We start from the raw sequence: 14,883 nt of genomic DNA, 5'->3' as shown, positions 1-14,883 counted from the left end.
GATTATCAGTGTGACAAATCATCAGTAAGGCTGACGATCAGCTTAAGTGTAGAGTTCTCGCATGTCCAGCGACCTCGGGGCGCCGCCCGCCGTCACCCGCCGGCTCGGGTACCTGCTCAAGCACGCCCAGCTTCGGCTCGCCGAGCTAGCCGAGCCGCTGTACACGCCGCTCGGGATCACCGGCCGGCAGCTCGCGCTGCTGACGCTGTTCGGCGACGGACCGGCGCTGTCGCAGCAGGAGGGTGCGGCGCGCCTCGGCATCGACCGGACGACAATGGTCGCGCTGGTCGACGAGCTGGAGGACAAGGGGCTGGTCCGGCGGGAAGTCGCGCCGGGTGACCGCCGGAAGCGCCTCGTGACCTTGACCGGCGAAGGTGAGCGGGTCCGGGCGGCGGGTGAGGAAGTGACGAGGCAGGCTGAGGCGATGCTGTTGGAACCCCTCGACGAAGGGGACGCGCAACGGCTGCGCGCCGCACTGCACCGCGTTGTTCGCGGGGAGTGAACGGCAGCGGGAAGCAAACGGGCAACGGGGACGTTGTCCAGGTCATATCCGGAGAAAACCTCAGCTATAGTAGAGGTTTTGACAGTGCTTGATACTGGGGGTTCCTCATGGACAACACCTGGGCGCTGCTGAGCTCGGCGATGCGCGCCAACGACGTACCGAAAGCGCTGACGCGCGGCACGCTCAAACGCGTCGCGCGGTTCGCCCGGCCGCACTGGCGGCGGCTGGTCGCCTTCCTCGTGCTGACCGTGATCTCGGCGGTCCTCGCGGTGTCGACACCGGTGCTGGCGGGCAAGGTGGTCGACGCGATCGTCGGCGGCCGTGACCTGCCGCTGGTCGTCTGGCTCGCGATCGTCATCGGCCTGCTCGCGGTTGCCGACGCCGGGTTCGGCCTCGTCGAACGCTGGCAGTCCGCGCGCATCGGCGAAGGCATCATCTACGACCTGCGCCGCGCGGTCTTCGAGCACGTGCAGCGGATGCCGATCGCCTTCTTCACGCGCACCCGCACGGGGGCGCTGGTCTCGCGGCTGAACAACGACGTCATCGGCGCGCAGCGGACGTTCACCGCGACGCTGTCCGGCCTGGTCACCAACACGATCCAGCTGGCGCTTTCGCTGGCCGTCATGCTGACGCTGTCGTGGCAGGTCACGCTGCTCGCGCTGGTGCTGCTGCCGATCTTCGTGCTGCCCGCGCGCCGGCTCGGCCGCCGGATGGCCGGGCTGCAGCGGGAGGCGGCGAACCTCAACGCCGGCATGACCACGCAGATGACCGAGCGGTTCTCCGCGCCGGGCGCGACGTTGGTGAAGCTCTTCGGCCGGCCGGTGCAGGAAGCCGACGACTTCGGCCTGCGCGCGGGGCGTGTGCGGGACATCGGTGTGCGGACCGCGATGCTGACCCGCTGGTTCATGACGAGCCTGACTCTGGTTTCGGCGCTGGCGCAGGCGCTCGTCTACGGCCTCGGCGGGTACCTGGCGCTGACCGGCAAGCTCGCGCCGGGCACCGTCGTCGCGCTGGCGCTGCTGCTGACCCGGCTCTACGCGCCGCTGACCGCGCTGGCCAACGTCCGCGTCGACGTCATGACGGCGCTGGTGTCGTTCGAGCGGGTCTTCGAGGTGCTCGACCTGAAGCCGATGATCGAGGAGAAGCCGGCCGCGCGTACTTTGCCGGCTTCTTCCGGGGTCGCCGTCGAGTTCTCGGACGTCCGGTTCGGTTACCCCGCGGCGGATCGGTACTCGCTGGCCTCGCTGGAAGACGTCGCCACCCTCGACCACCGCGGTGGGGAAGAGGTCCTGCACGGGATCTCGTTCCGCGCCGAGCCGGGGCAGATGGTCGCGCTGGTCGGGTCGTCCGGGGCGGGGAAGTCGACGATCGCGTCGCTGCTGCCGCGGCTCTACGACGTCGACTCCGGGTCGGTGCGGCTGTCCGATGTGGACGTCCGGGACCTGAGTTTCGCGTCGCTGCGGGAAACCGTCGGCGTCGTGACCCAGGACGGGCACCTCTTCCACGAGACGATCCGCGCGAACCTGGCCTACGCGCGTCCGGAAGTCACCGACGACGAGATCTGGGCGGCGCTGGAGCGCGCGCGGCTGGGTGAGCTGGTGCACTCCCTGCCCGACGGCCTCGACACGACGGTGGGGGAGCGCGGCTACCGTCTCTCCGGCGGCGAGCGTCAGCGGCTCACCATCGCGCGGTTGCTTCTGGCGCAGCCGAAGGTCGTCGTGCTGGACGAGGCGACCGCGCACCTGGACTCCGAGTCCGAGGCGGCGGTCGGCGAAGCCCTGACCCACGCGCTGGCCGGCCGGACGGCTTTGGTCATCGCGCACCGGCTCTCGACGGTCCGCGCGGCCGACCAGATCCTGGTCCTGGAGCACGGCGAGATCGTCGAGCGCGGCACGCACGAGGAACTCCTGGCCGCGAACGGCCGCTACGCGACCCTCCACGCAACCCAGTTCGCGGAAGAAGAACCCGCCGTGGCGTGATCAGCGGCGGAACCGGCGTGATCGAAGCCGGAACTCGCGTGATTGGGGCCGTAACTCGCGAGTTCCGGTCCCAATCACGCGAGTCACGTCTCTGATCACGCGAGTTCCGGCCCAGGTCACGTGGGTTACGTGTTCGGGAGGGACTCGTAGAGGGCCTGGACCAGGGCCATCTTGCGGGGGTCGTCGCGGATCAGGGGGCCCAGCTGGTTGAGGGTGTAGCCGAAGGCGATGCCGTTCTCCGGGTCGGCGGCGCCGGTGGAGCCGCCGAGGCCGTCGTGGCCGAAGGCCAGCGGGTTGGGGCCGAAGCCGCGGGCGTCGCTGCCGAGGTAGAAGCCGAGGCCCCACTCGTTCGGCAGGCCGAGCACCGCGTCGATCTCCTTGCCCTGGCTCTCCCTCGCCCGGGCCAGCGCCGGGGCGGACAGGAGCGTCCCGTCCACCAGCGCGCCGTAGATCGTCGAGATCGCGCGGGCGGTGCCGTGGCCGTTCAGCGCCGGCATGACGGCGTGGCGCCAGGCGGGCTCGTTGGCGCTGTGGCCCTCGACGCGCGGGTTCGCCAGCGCGGCCAGCGCGACCGGGCCCGCGTTGGCGAACGCCGCGGCCAGCGCGGTCGACACTTCCTCCGTCATGACCGGATCCACCAAGGTCGCGCAGCGGTCCAGGTCGACGTCCGGGTCCAGCCCGATCGAGAAGTCGGCGCCGAGCGGCCCGGCGACCTGCTCGGCGAAGAACTCGCGAATGCCCTGCCCGGCCACCCGTCGCACGACTTCGCCGACGAGCCAGCCGTACGCCAGCGCGTGGTAGCCGCCCGCGGAACCGGGCTCGTACAACGGTTCCTGAGCCGCCAGCAGCGACGTCATCAGGTCCCAGTCGTACAGCTCTTCGACGGCCACCGGGCGGTCGAGCCCGATCCCGGGCACGCCGGAGCGGTGCGTGAGCAGCCACCGCACGGGCACCTCGCCCTTGCCTTCCGCGGCGAACTCGGGCCAGTACTTCGCGACCGGCGCGTCGATGTCCAGCTCGCCGGCGTCGGCGAGTTTGTGCGCGCAGATCGCGGTCATGCCCTTGGTCGTCGACCAGACGTTGGCCAGGGTGTCCGGTTGCCACTCGCGGGTGCGGTCCGGACCGGACCAGCCGCCCCACAGGTCCACCACGACCTCGCCGTGGCGAATGGCCGTGAACGCCGCGCCCAGCTCGCCGCGTTCGCGGAAGTTCGCTTCGAAGGCTTCGCGCACCGGTTCGAATCCAGGGGCGCACTCACCGTGCACCGTCGCCGTGGAACCGTCCATGGGACCTCCTCCGAGCGCCGCGACCCGGCCACACCGACCAGTCGGTATGGAGACGCTAAAGCGGGCCGGGCACGCCGTCAAGGCGTGCCCGGCCGGTGCTTTTTCACGGATTCACGGACTACTTCAGCCGCGGCACGATCGCGCTGTACTTCTCCAGCAGCGCCGCGTTCGCCTCGTCGCCGCCCTCCACATTGGAGCTGCGCCACAGCGGGACGTCGAGACCCTCGGCCGTCCCGCGGTCGTACACCTGCGCGAGCACGAGGTTCCACAGGAACGCATTGACCACAGTGGACAGCGGCGCGGTGCGCGGCGCGTCCGGCGGGTAGCTCGCGTCGCCGGGGATGACCAGCGAGTCGAGCACGACGGTGCCCTGCTCGACCAGCGTGCTCGACGACCGCCGCGGCGCCGCCGCCACGCACGCCCGCGACGTGATCGCGATGACCGCCGCCCCGCGCTCGCGGGCCTCGATGCACAGCTCGACCGGGTACGGGTTCGACCCGGACGTCGAAAACACCACCAGCACGTCGTCCGGCCCCGGCGCGCGCTCGGCCAGCACCTCGGCGGCCAGGCCGGTGCGCCGCTCGGTTTTCGTGCTGCTCACCGCGCCGTGCAGCGGGAGGAGGTCCGGGTGGTAGAGCGGGTAGACGCACGCCAGGCCGCCGGCCCGGTAGAACGTCTCGGCGACGGCCGCCAGCGAGTGCCCGGCGCCGGCGGTATAGACCAGTGCGTCGGCCCGGATCACCCCCAGCACCAGGTCCGCCGCTTCGCGCACCGCCTCGGCGTTGGCCTGCTCGACGTCCGCCAGTTGCTTCGCGACGCTGCCCGAGATGTCCGTGGCGCTCACCACACCCACCCTTCCGTAGGGGACCGGGCGCCGAATCTACCGCGAAGATGGTGGTACGCGGTGGAATAGCCCGGTGGGCGGGCGGGGTTGACCCGACTGCGGGGGCCAGGAGGAGGACGCGGGTGAGCGAAGCGGAACCGGCGGTGTCGGTGTGGCCGGCACGCGGGCGGACCGAGGCCGTCGTGCTCGTGCTGCACGGCGGCGCCGAGCGCGGTACGGGCAGCGTGCCGCCCTGGAAGCTCGCCTTCCTGCGAATGGTCCCGATCGCGCGCGCCCTGCACCGGGCCGGCCGGGGGAACGGCGTCGAGGTGCGGCTGCTGCGCAACCGCCGTTACGGCTGGAACGCCCCCGCGATGGACCCCCTCGACGACGCCCGCTGGGCCCTCGAGCGCATCCGCGCCGACCACCCGGGCCTGCCGGTGGTGCTGGTCGGCCACTCCATGGGCGCCCGGGTGGCGCTGCGCGTGGCCGACGACCCGGCCGTGCGCGGGGTCTGCGCGCTGGCACCGTGGACGCCGCGGGGCGAGCCGGTGGACGCCGTCGCCGGGCGCTCGGTGCTCATCGTGCACGGCACCCGCGATCGGATGACGAGCCCGGCCGAGTCGCACGCCTTCGCCGAACGCGCCGAGGGCGTCGCCGCCCGCGTCGCCCGCTTCGAGATCGCCAACGAAGGCCACGCGATGCTTCGCCGCTCGTCCGTGTGGACCCGGCTGACGATTGCTTTCACACTGGAAGTGCTCGCCGGGGACCCCGATGACGAACTGCGCGGCGCGTGGGCCGCGCCGGGGCCCGAGCGGCTCCGAATACCGGTGTAGGACCGCCCTGAACAGGGCATGCAGCGAAGCGCGCCGCGGGGGTGCGGCGACTACGATCGTTCACCGGCGCATCAGGCCGGCGGAGGGAGAACCGTGACCACCTCGAGTGTCGACCGCGCTCAAGACATCCCCGACGAGTCCCGCTGGCCGGGCTTGGCCAGCCCGCCGCGGTCCGCACTGCGCGCGCGGATCGCCGCCACGCTGTTCCGCCGCGCGGTCCGCCCGCTCGACCTGCGGGTGACGTTCCCCGACGGCACCGTGCTCGGTGCGGGCGGCCCGGAATCGCCCGAAATGCGCATTTTGCGACCGGAAGCGTTCTTCCACCGCCTCGGTGTCGACGCCAAGATCGGCTTCGGCGAGTCCTACATGGCCGGCGACTGGACCGCGTCCGACCTGGCCGAGGTGCTGACGCCGTTCGCCGAGCGGATGGCCACGCTCGTGCCGCCGGTGCTGCAGAAGTTCCGGAAGATCGCCGAGCGCACGCAGCCGCCGGCGGAGGAGAACACCCTCGAAGGCGCGCGCGCCAACATCCACCGGCACTACGACCTGTCCAACGACCTGTTCGGCGCCTTCCTCGACGAGTCGATGATGTACTCCTCGGCGCTGTTCGGCCCCGGCGAGGACCTCACCGCCGCCCAGCACCGCAAGATCGACAGCGTGCTGGACTACGCCGGCGTCCGCGCGGGCAGCGAAGTCCTCGAAATCGGTACCGGATGGGGTGAACTCGCGATCCGCGCCGCGGCCCGCGGCGCCCACGTGACGTCACTGACCATCTCGGAGGAGCAGCGGGCGCTGGCCACCGAGCGCATCGCCGCGGCCGGGTTCTCCGACCGCGTCGACGTGAAGCTGTGCGACTACCGCGAGTCGAGCGGCCAGTACGACGCCGTGGTCAGCGTCGAAATGATCGAGGCGGTCGGCGCGTCCTACTGGCCGGCGTTCTACGCCACGATCGGGGAGCGGCTGCGCCCCGGCGGCCGGTTCGGCCTGCAGGCCATCACCATGGACCACGACCGGATGCTGGCGGCCTCGCGCGCCTACACGTGGATCCACAAGTACATCTTCCCCGGCGGCATCATCCCGTCCGTCCGCTCGATCGAGGACGGCGTGGTCGCGAACACCCGGCTCAAGCTGGCCGGGATGCGCGAGTTCGGCCAGGACTACGCGCGCACGCTACGGTTGTGGCGCGAGCGGTTCCTGCACGGCTGGGCCGACATCGCCGGGTTCGGGTTCGACGACGTCTTCCGCCGGATGTGGGAGTTCTACCTGGCCTATTCCGAGGCCGGGTTCCGCTCCGGGTACCTCAAGGTCCACCAGTTCGGCTACGAGGCGACCGGCAAGTAACTTCGCCGGACAACCCGACCCCGGTGCCGGACGTCCTTCTGTCGAGGACGTGCGGTGTATTGACGACGACACGTTTTGTCCGGATCGGGATTGGGTGATGGTGATGACGTACCGTGGCGACGACGGCCGGCGCCGGATGCCGCCGCCCCGGCCCGACGGCCGATCCCGGGACCACCAGCGCGCGCAGATGATGCCGCTGCCCGGGCGCGGGCAGAGCCCGTACGACGAGCGCACGCGCCCGATGGGCACCCGCGAGGACGAGCGGCAGTACGCGCCGCCTCCGTCGCGTCAGGACCCGCCCCGGCGTCCGATCGACGACGACTACCCGCCGTCCCGCCCGCCCCGCAAGCGCCGCTGGGGCTTCGGCCGGATCGTGCTGACGCTGCTGCTGGTGTTCGTCGTGTTCGTCGCCGGCATCTGGGTCTACCTGGAGTTCTCCATCAAGCGCGTCGACGCGCTCACCGACTACTCCGGCCGCCCGGTCGCCGCGTCCGGCACCAACTGGCTGATCGTCGGCTCGGACAGCCGCGAAGGCCTCACCGCCGAGGACGAGGAACGCCTGGCCACCGGCGACGTCGCGGCGGCCGGCGGCGGGCAGCGCACCGACACGATCATGGTCGCGCACCTCCCGGACAACTCCACCAAGCCGACGCTGCTCTCGCTGCCGCGCGACTCGCAGGTCGCGATCCCCGGCCACGGCAAGAACAAGATCAACGCGGCGTTCTCGCTGGGCGGGCCGAAGCTGCTCGCGCAGACCGTCGAAGGCGCCACGGGCCTGCACATCGACCACTACGCGGAGATCGGCTTCGGCGGGTTCGCCAAGATCGTCGACGCGATCGGCGGCGTCGACATGTGCATCGACAAGGACATGAACGACACGGTCACCGGGATCAGCATCAAGGCGGGCTGCCAGTCGCTCGACGGCCGCTCGGCGCTGGGTTTCGTCCGCATGCGCCACAGCGACGCGACGCCCCGGTCGGACCTCGACCGCATCGCCAACCAGCGCAAGTTCATCGGCGCTCTGGTCAGCCAGATCGCCAGCCCCGGCACGGTGCTCAACCCGTTCCACTTCTTCCCGCTGCTGGGCTCCGGGCCGGACGCGCTGACCATGGACTCCGGCGACCACGTGCACAACCTGGCCGGCCTGGCGATCGCGATGCGCGGGATCTCTTCCGGCGGCGTGGTGACCACGACGGTCCCGGTGACCAACGGGTCGGCGGAGAACTGGGACAAGACCAAGTCGAAGCAGCTGTTCGACGCGCTGAAGAACGACACGGAGATCCCGGACAGCGTCATCGTCAATTAATTCGGGAGCGCTCGACGACTCGGCCGGGGCACCATGGGAACCATGGAGACCCCGGCCGAGACTTTTTCCCGTGACGAGTTTTCGCTGACCCGCTGGTCCGCCGACGCGGGTCCGGTGCAAGCCGCGGTCTCGGGGTCCGGCGCGCACCTGGCCGACTGGGTGCCGTGGGCCGTCGGAGGCTACTCGGACGAGGATGCCGCGGCGTTCCTCCGGTTGACGCACGAGAACTGGGAAACCGGCCGGGCGTACGAGTGGGCGATCCGCGTGGACGGCTCGCTCGCGGGTGCCGTCGGTGTGATGACCCGCGACGGCGGCGTCGAGATCGGCTACTGGCTCGGGTTCTCGTTGGTGCGCAAGGAACCCGCGCGCCCAGGGGACCGGCCGCCGGCGTGCGTGGGCGTCAAGCAGGTGTGGCGGAAGGAGCGGCCGTGAAGGAGACTTACGCCGAAGACGACTTCACCTTGACCCGCTGGACGTCCGCCGACGCCCCGGAACTCACCGCGACGGTCGCCGGGTCCCTCGACCACATCGGGGCCTGGATGATCTGGGCGACCGACGGCTACACCGCCGAAGACAGCGCGGAGTTCTTGCAGCGGACCCGGAAGCAGTGGGAGACCGGGGAGACGCACGACTTCGCCATCCGCGTCGGCGGCTCGATCGCGGGCGCGGTCGGCTTGATGGCCCGCGAGGGCGGCGTCGAGATCGGGTACTGGCTCGCGCGGGACTTCACCGGTCGCGGCCTGATCACCCGCGCGGTGCGACTGCTGACCGAAGAGGCGTTCCGGCTCGGCGCGGGGTATGTCGAGATCAAGCACGACGAGCGGAACGTCCGAAGTGGAGCGGTGCCCGCGCGCCTCGGTTTCACCAAGGTGCGCGAGGAACCGGTCGAAAAACCGCTGGCTCCGTCGTGTGCCGGGACGAATCACGTGTGGCGGAAGGAGAAGCCGTGAAGCCGGTTTTCGTCGAAGTGGCCCGGCCGGGCCACCGGTGGCCGTGCGAGCGGCGCGAGTTCGCGAACCGGGCGGAGAAGCGCGGAAACCGCGCGGAGCCTCACGTGTACGCGTTCCGGCGGCGTCGGCGTGACCGTCCGAGGGGGTGGCCGACGGCCGGAGTGCGCCGGCCGCCGGTCTGGCCGCCCCGCGGGTGGCGTCGCTGACGCTCAGGAGACCTTGTTGCGCTCCCGCAGCACCTTGAGCGCCTGGTCGGCGTGGACGGTGAAGTTCAGCTCGCTCTTGATCTTCTCGAGGATCTTCCGGTCCTCGCCGATCACGAACGTGGCGCGCTTGGCGTGCAGCGGCAGCAGCTTCCGCCAGACGCCGAACTGCCTGGCGACCTCACCCTCCACATCGGACAGCAGCGGGTAGTCGAAGCCGTTGGCCTCGGAGAACTGACGCTGCTTGGTGACGCCGTCCGGGCTGATGCCGATGCGGTGCGCGCCGACCTCGGCGAACTCCGCGGCGAGGTCGCGGAAGTGGCAGCTCTCCGCCGTGCAGCCGCCGGTCATCGCGGCCGGATAGAAGAACAGCACCACCGGGCCGGTGGCCAGGAAGTCCGACAGCGTGCGGTCGGCGCCCTGGTCGTCGGGCAGCGTGAAATCGGGGGCGAGGTCTCCGGCGTCCATGGAGGTCCCTTCTCGTCGGCGGCAGAACCCATCCTGCCGGGTCTTCGGAGCCGCCCCGGAACCGGCTTGGTCCCCAGCGCCCCAATGTGGCCTTGGTTGCGCTCAACGCACCCAAGGCGGCCTTCGGTGCGTTGAACGCACCGAAGGCCACATTGGGGCGCTCCGGAGTCAGCCGGCGGGGTGGCGGGCGATCAGCTCGTCGACCTCGTCGCCAGTGGCCGAGTCGGTCACGAACGGGCCGCGGGCCGCCAGCACGCCCAGCTGCCGCAGCCGCGCCGCCTGCTCGTGCGTCCGGACCCCCTCCGCGCCCACCCGGAGCTTCAGCTCGCGGGCCCGCGTGACCAGCTGCGTCAGGTGCCGCAGCGCCGGTTCCGGCGGCGAATCCGAGTCCAGCGCGTCGACGACCGCGCCCGACAGGATCACGTGGTGCACCGGCAGCCGGCGCTGGGGGATCAGTTCCAGGTCCGCCGAGCCCGAGATCGTCAGCACCAGCTGCGTCCCGAGGTCGGACAGCACCGCGAACGAGTCCAGCACCTCGCCGCGCGGATCGAGGACCGAGTCGCGGTCCGTGCACAGCCGCAGTGCGTTGGGCGGCAGCTCGTGCTTGTCCAGCTGCTCCTTCACCAGCAGTACCAGGTCCGGGTCGATCGCCAGCCGGGTCGGCAGCTGGACGCACACGTCCGGAGCCGCCGCGCCGAAGCGCGAGCGCCAGCGGGCCGTCGCCGCCAGGGACTCCGCCAGGAGCCAGCGGCCCAGCGGCACCGTCATGCCCGTGGTCTGGGCCAGCGGGTAGAACTCGTCCGAGCCGAGCTCGCCCTTCTCCGGGTGGTTCCAGCGCAGTCCCGCGTTGACCGCGGCGAGACGGTCGGGGTCGGCGAGTTTCACCGTCGGCTGGTAGACGAGCGAGAACTCGCCGTTCTCCAGCGCCCCGGCGATCACCGCGCCCAGCTGGTAGCGGCCGCGGTCGCGCGCGTCCAGCTCGGGGTCGAACAGCATCCACTGCGCCTTGCCGGCTTCCTTGGCCCGGTGCAGCGCGATCTCCGCCGCCCGCAGCAGTTCCGCGGCGCCACCCTCGATGGCCGCGCGCACGACGATGCCCGCGCTCGCGCTCACGCCGATGCCGTGCCCGCCGAGGTAGATCGGCTCGTTGAGGTCCTCCAGCGCTCGTTCGACGAGCTCGACGACCTCGGTGGTGGCCAGCTCGCCCCGCAACAGCACCGCGAAGCCGTCGCCGGACAGCCGCGCGACGAACCCGTCGTGGTGGCCGGTGAACACCGCCGACAGCTTGCCCGCGACCCCGCGCAGCACCTGGTCGCCGACGCCGGCGCCGAGGCCGTCGTTGATCACCTTGAAGCCGTCGACGTCGAGGTAGATCAACGCGATGTCGTCGCGCGCGCCGGCACCGAGCGCCGCTTCGAGCTTGGTCGTGAACGACGACGCGTTGGGCAGCCCGGTCAGCGGGTCGTGCACGTTCTGGTGCAGCAACCGTTCCTGCAGCAGGTGCAGCTCGTTCGCGTCGGACACCATCAGCACCGGGTAGACCGAGCCGGGCCGGTCGCCGGGCAGCCGGGCGAGGGTGACGTCGGTCCAGAGCTGCCCGTCGTCGGTGTGGTCGAGCAGCATCCGCTCCTGGTAGCGCTCACGTCCGCCCCGCACCTGCTCGAGACCCGCCTTGAGCCGCGAGACGTCGTGGTCGGTGGAGCCGAGGTCGGTCAGGTGACGGCCCCGCAACCGGTTCGGCGAGCAGCCGAGCAGCTGGCCGAGCGCGAGGTTGGCCTCCACGATCTCGCCGTCCGGGTCGGCCAGCGCGATCCCCATCGGCGACGCGGCGTAGAGCGCCGTGAACCGGTGCAGGGCACCACCGTGGCCGGAGCCGGCGTGGTCGACCGCGTCGTGCGCGATCTCCAGCAGCAGCGGCTCCAGCTCTTCCAGGGGAAGTGTTACTCCTTTGGTGTCGGCCAACGTCGCCGCCCACCGGCGCGCCACGTCCAGCAGTCCTGGCGCGGCACCGGACTCAGGCACACTCCACCTCTTCACGCACAGGTCAGGCCAGGTCAGCCACGGTGCCAGGGATCATGAAGCCACACTAGGTACCCCTCGCCCGTGACCGATGCCACGCCATCATGCGCGTAACGGGGTGTCTACCGGCTGAACGAGTGAACGAATCTCCACATGCGGTAACTTTTTGTCACAGGGTGTATGCCACGGTGGACAGTGCAGGACAGTGCGGGACAGCGACAGGGTCAGCGAGGCGTCAAACGCACCGGGAGACCGTCGGCGGGCACCGGCAGGGACACGTAATCCCACTTCGCCGTGTAACTCTCCGGAACCGACCAGCGGTGGGCCCGCAGCATTTCGTGCATCAGCAACTTCACCTCGAGACCGCCGAAGTGGAGCCCGATGCACTTGTGCGCGCCGCCGCCGAACGGCATCCACGCCATCCGGTGGGACTTGTCCTCGCGGCGCGGCTCGGCGAACCGCTCGGGGTCGAACTCGAAGGGGTTCGTCCAGTGCTCCGGCGAGAAGTGGTTGACCGTGGGCGAGACACCGCACAGGGTGCCCGCGGGGATGTAGTGGCCGAGCACCTCGGTGTCCTTGACGGTCTGCCGGGTCAGCGACGGCACCGGCGCGACCAGCCGCAGCGCTTCCTTCATGACGAGGTCGAGGGTCTCGAGCTTGTCGATGGCGTCGATGTCGAGGATGTCGTCGCCCAGCGCCAGGGACTCCTCGCGGGCGCGTTCCTGCCACTCGGGGTGCTTGGCGAGGTAGTAGGCCATGGCGCTGCTGGTGATGGTCGTCGTGTCGTGCGCGGCCATCATCAGGAAGATCATGTGGTTGACGATGTCGGTGTCGGTGAACCGGTCGCCGTCCTCGGTGGTGGCGTGGCAGAGCGCGGTGAACAGGTCGTCGCCGTCGGACTTGCGTTTGGCGGGCAGGGTTTCGCTGAAGTAGCGCTCGAGGACCTTCCGCCCGTGCAGCCCGGCCGACCAGCGCCCGCCGGGCACCGGGAAGCGCACCAGCGCGGTGCCGGCGCGCACCGAGCTGACGAACGCGCGGTTGATCCGGTGGGAGCCGGCGCCGCTGCGCATGCCCATGAAGACGCGCGTCGCGACGTCGAGGGTCAGCTGCTTGAGCGCCCAGTACAGCCGCGGGCGCTCGCTCGAGCCCCAGCTCGCGACGCCTTCGCGCAGCGCCGGGCCCATCTCGTTGACGTAACCGGTGAGCCGGGACCGGGTGAAGGCTTCCTGCATGATCCGGCGGTGCAGGTGGTGCTCGCCGAAGTCCATCAGCATCAGGCCGCGCTCGAAGAACTTCTCGATGAAGAACTTCCAGCCCTCCTGCGAGAACGCCTTGTCCTTGTTGACGAGCGCGATCTGCGTCGCCTCGGGTCCGGACAGCGCGACGATCCGCCGGCCGAAGCCGCCGGTCCACGACACGGGGCCGTAGAGCTCGAAGCGGCGCAGCCCGAACGCGGGGCCGAAGCGCATCATCTCCAGCATGTGCCCGACGACCGGCGGGCCTTCGTCGCCGAGGACGGGCTTGAGGCCGCTGCCCGCGGGCGGCGTCGCGAGCTCTTTGACGGGCCAGCGGGACTGCAGCCACCGCTCGTCGACGCCGCGGGGGAGAGGCAGGGAGGTCAGCGGCGGCACGCGTTCGCGCAGTGCTTCGGTGGCTCGGCCCACGGTGCTCGTCAAGATGACCATCTCCCCGCTGAGATCGGCTTCCCCTCCACGATGCACCCTTGTTGACGATGTGACAACACCTGGGCGGCCGTCTTTCGGGTGGCTTCTCAGCGCGCGGCCGCGCGGCGGAACTCGCTCGGGTTCGCACCGCGGACCCGTTTGAACGCGGCGCTGAACCCGAAGGCGTCGGAATACCCGACGGCACGGGCGACTTCGGCGACGGTCTTGTCGTCCCGCTCGGCCAGCAGGTCGGCGGCGAGCGCCATGCGCCGGCGGGTGAGGTAGGTCAGCGGCGGTTCGCCGACCAGGTCGGCGAACCGCTTGGCCAGCGTCGACCGCGACACCCCGGTGCGCCCGGCCAGCGAGCCGACCGTCCACGGCGCGGCCGGTTCGGCGTGCAGGAGGCGCAGCGCGTGGCCGACCACCGGGTCGCGCTGGGCGGTCCACCAGGCCGGCGGTTCGCCACCGGGCCGGTCGAACCACTCGCGCAGCGTGCAGACCAGCATCCAGTCCAGCAGCCGGTCGAGCACCACCTGCTGGCCGGGCGCGTCGACGGCGACCTCGGCGGCGAGGTGGTCGAGCACGGCGTCACCCGTGCCCCCGCCGGCGACGCGCAGTACAACGGGCAGGGCGTCCAGCAGCCGGGCACCGATTTCGCCGCGCACGGGGTAGGCGCCGACGATCAGTGTCGTCGCGCCGTCGCCGGGGTCGTGCCAGCCGCGCCGGTGCCGGGTCCCGCCTTCCTCGGGCGTCGCGCAGTGCTCACCGCACGCGACCGGTGCGGCCGGAGTGCCGACCTCGTCGACGAAGCTGAAAGTCCCGGGGCCGCGCACGATGACCGTGTCGTAGGCGTTCAGCGGTTCGGGCGCTCCGGTTTCGGGCACGATCCAGCCGCCCCCGGCGAGGACGGTGCACAGGGTCAGTGGCGCGCCGTCCACGAAGTGCAGTGCCCAGGGCGCGGTCAGGGCCGAGCTGCCGAACAGCGAGCCGTGGGCCCGCAGGTCACCGAACGCGTCCACCTTCCCGAGGTTAGACGATCACGCAGGCATTCCGGCTTCTCACCCATGGGATCGTCCGAGCGGACCGGGTTCACTGAGGTCATGAACGCACTCACCTCCGAGGACCTCGAGCTACTCCACCGCCCGCTGCACGGATTCCTGACGGTGGCCGGCGGCCGGCCTCGGCCGGTGTGGTTCGAAGCCTCGGCCGACGGCATCGAGCTGTTCAGCGAACCGGATGCGCCCAAGGTGCGACGCCTGCGCCGCGACCCCCGCGCGTCTCTGGTGGTCGCGGCGCCGGTGGGCGAGCGCGAACGGTGGGTTTCGGTCGCGGGCCGCGTCACGGTGGAACCCGACGGCGCCCACGACCTCGCGGCGCGCTCGGCCGCGCGCTACTGGGACCTCGACGACCCGGCCCGCGCCGCCGACCTCGCCGGAATCCTGGCCGTGGACCAGGTTCGGCTGGTGCTCCACCCGGAAACCGTGCACCGCTACGCCTACTGACCCA

14 protein-coding genes are annotated in these 14,883 nt (G+C 71.0%); 8 read left to right on the top strand and 6 right to left on the bottom strand.

What is annotated here, in order from left to right; all coding sequences use genetic code 11:
* The first annotated feature begins 61 nt into the window (after positions 1-61).
* On the top strand, positions 62-502 hold the full coding sequence (locus AB0M59_RS11820) for a MarR family transcriptional regulator (protein WP_364612636.1): 441 nt from the start codon (positions 62-64) through the stop codon (positions 500-502).
* A gap of 107 nt (positions 503-609) precedes the next feature.
* Positions 610-2,481, top strand: coding sequence for an ABC transporter ATP-binding protein (locus AB0M59_RS11815; protein ID WP_364612633.1), 1,872 nt, complete (start codon positions 610-612; stop codon positions 2,479-2,481).
* A gap of 125 nt (positions 2,482-2,606) precedes the next feature.
* On the opposite strand, the gene AB0M59_RS11810 is transcribed toward AB0M59_RS11815, so the two are convergent.
* A complete protein-coding gene (locus AB0M59_RS11810; protein WP_364612630.1) occupies positions 2,607-3,767 on the bottom strand; it encodes a serine hydrolase domain-containing protein in 1,161 nt (386 codons plus the stop codon).
* A 118-nt stretch (positions 3,768-3,885) separates the two neighbouring features.
* Positions 3,886-4,614 carry an SIS domain-containing protein gene (locus tag AB0M59_RS11805; protein WP_284747167.1) on the bottom strand — a complete coding sequence of 243 codons (729 nt, stop codon included), beginning with the start codon at positions 4,612-4,614 and terminating at the stop codon, positions 3,886-3,888.
* Positions 4,615-4,733: 119 nt separating this feature from the next.
* Between AB0M59_RS11805 and AB0M59_RS11800 the strand changes: the two genes are divergently transcribed.
* From AB0M59_RS11800 to AB0M59_RS11780, 5 genes are all read left to right on the top strand, one after another.
* Entirely contained in the window at positions 4,734-5,426 is a 693-nt protein-coding gene (locus AB0M59_RS11800) for an alpha/beta fold hydrolase (protein WP_364612626.1), read from the top strand.
* Between the two features lie 93 nt (positions 5,427-5,519).
* Positions 5,520-6,767 (top strand): cyclopropane-fatty-acyl-phospholipid synthase family protein, encoded by a 1,248-nt coding sequence (locus tag AB0M59_RS11795; RefSeq protein WP_364612624.1) that lies wholly within the window; start codon positions 5,520-5,522, stop codon positions 6,765-6,767.
* A gap of 97 nt (positions 6,768-6,864) precedes the next feature.
* Complete coding sequence (locus tag AB0M59_RS11790) at positions 6,865-8,073, top strand: LCP family protein (protein ID WP_364612621.1); 1,209 nt, start codon at positions 6,865-6,867, stop codon at positions 8,071-8,073.
* 42 nt (positions 8,074-8,115) lie between these two features.
* Entirely contained in the window at positions 8,116-8,505 is a 390-nt protein-coding gene (locus AB0M59_RS11785) for a GNAT family N-acetyltransferase (protein ID WP_364612618.1), read from the top strand.
* Positions 8,502-9,023, top strand: a complete 522-nt coding sequence (locus tag AB0M59_RS11780) for a GNAT family N-acetyltransferase (protein ID WP_364612616.1) — start codon at positions 8,502-8,504, stop codon at positions 9,021-9,023. Before AB0M59_RS11785 ends, AB0M59_RS11780 begins: the two co-directional genes overlap by 4 nt.
* 209 nt (positions 9,024-9,232) lie before the next feature.
* Here the strand turns inward: AB0M59_RS11780 and AB0M59_RS11775 are convergent, their stop codons facing one another.
* The 4 genes from AB0M59_RS11775 to AB0M59_RS11760 form a co-directional block, all read right to left on the bottom strand.
* A complete protein-coding gene (locus tag AB0M59_RS11775; protein ID WP_364612613.1) occupies positions 9,233-9,694 on the bottom strand; it encodes a peroxiredoxin in 462 nt (153 codons plus the stop codon).
* 168 nt (positions 9,695-9,862) lie between these two features.
* Positions 9,863-11,680: a diguanylate cyclase gene (locus tag AB0M59_RS11770; RefSeq protein WP_364612911.1), complete on the bottom strand. Its 1,818-nt coding sequence runs from the start codon at positions 11,678-11,680 to the stop codon at positions 9,863-9,865.
* Positions 11,681-11,937: 257 nt separating this feature from the next.
* Positions 11,938-13,398: a cytochrome P450 gene (locus AB0M59_RS11765; RefSeq protein WP_364612610.1), complete on the bottom strand. Its 1,461-nt coding sequence runs from the start codon at positions 13,396-13,398 to the stop codon at positions 11,938-11,940.
* 86 nt (positions 13,399-13,484) lie between these two features.
* Positions 13,485-14,396: an AraC family transcriptional regulator gene (locus AB0M59_RS11760; RefSeq protein WP_364612607.1), complete on the bottom strand. Its 912-nt coding sequence runs from the start codon at positions 14,394-14,396 to the stop codon at positions 13,485-13,487.
* An 81-nt stretch (positions 14,397-14,477) separates the two neighbouring features.
* Between AB0M59_RS11760 and AB0M59_RS11755 the strand changes: the two genes are divergently transcribed.
* On the top strand, positions 14,478-14,879 hold the full coding sequence (locus tag AB0M59_RS11755; RefSeq protein ID WP_364612604.1) for a pyridoxamine 5'-phosphate oxidase family protein: 402 nt from the start codon (positions 14,478-14,480) through the stop codon (positions 14,877-14,879).
* Positions 14,880-14,883 lie beyond the last annotated feature (4 nt).

This window comes from Amycolatopsis sp. NPDC051371 (assembly GCF_040682155.1).
Taxonomy (GTDB): Bacteria; Actinomycetota; Actinomycetes; order Mycobacteriales; family Pseudonocardiaceae; genus Amycolatopsis.
The sequence above is the reverse complement of the archived record's forward strand: the minus strand, read 5'-3'. Positions and strand labels throughout refer to the sequence as shown.

What these genes read in the sequence shown, in the direction of transcription:
- AB0M59_RS11820 (WP_364612636.1), top strand. Translation starts at nt 62, where the DNA reads ATGTCCAGCGACCTCGGGGCGCCGCCCGCCGTCACCCGCCGGCTCGGG.
- AB0M59_RS11815 (WP_364612633.1), top strand. Translation starts at nt 610, where the DNA reads ATGGACAACACCTGGGCGCTGCTGAGCTCGGCGATGCGCGCCAACGAC.
- AB0M59_RS11810 (WP_364612630.1), bottom strand. Translation starts at nt 3,767, where the DNA reads ATGGACGGTTCCACGGCGACGGTGCACGGTGAGTGCGCCCCTGGATTC.
- AB0M59_RS11790 (WP_364612621.1), top strand. Translation starts at nt 6,865, where the DNA reads ATGGTGATGACGTACCGTGGCGACGACGGCCGGCGCCGGATGCCGCCG.
- AB0M59_RS11785 (WP_364612618.1), top strand. Translation starts at nt 8,116, where the DNA reads ATGGAGACCCCGGCCGAGACTTTTTCCCGTGACGAGTTTTCGCTGACC.
- AB0M59_RS11775 (WP_364612613.1), bottom strand. Translation starts at nt 9,694, where the DNA reads ATGGACGCCGGAGACCTCGCCCCCGATTTCACGCTGCCCGACGACCAG.
- AB0M59_RS11765 (WP_364612610.1), bottom strand. Translation starts at nt 13,398, where the DNA reads ATGGTCATCTTGACGAGCACCGTGGGCCGAGCCACCGAAGCACTGCGC.
- AB0M59_RS11755 (WP_364612604.1), top strand. Translation starts at nt 14,478, where the DNA reads ATGAACGCACTCACCTCCGAGGACCTCGAGCTACTCCACCGCCCGCTG.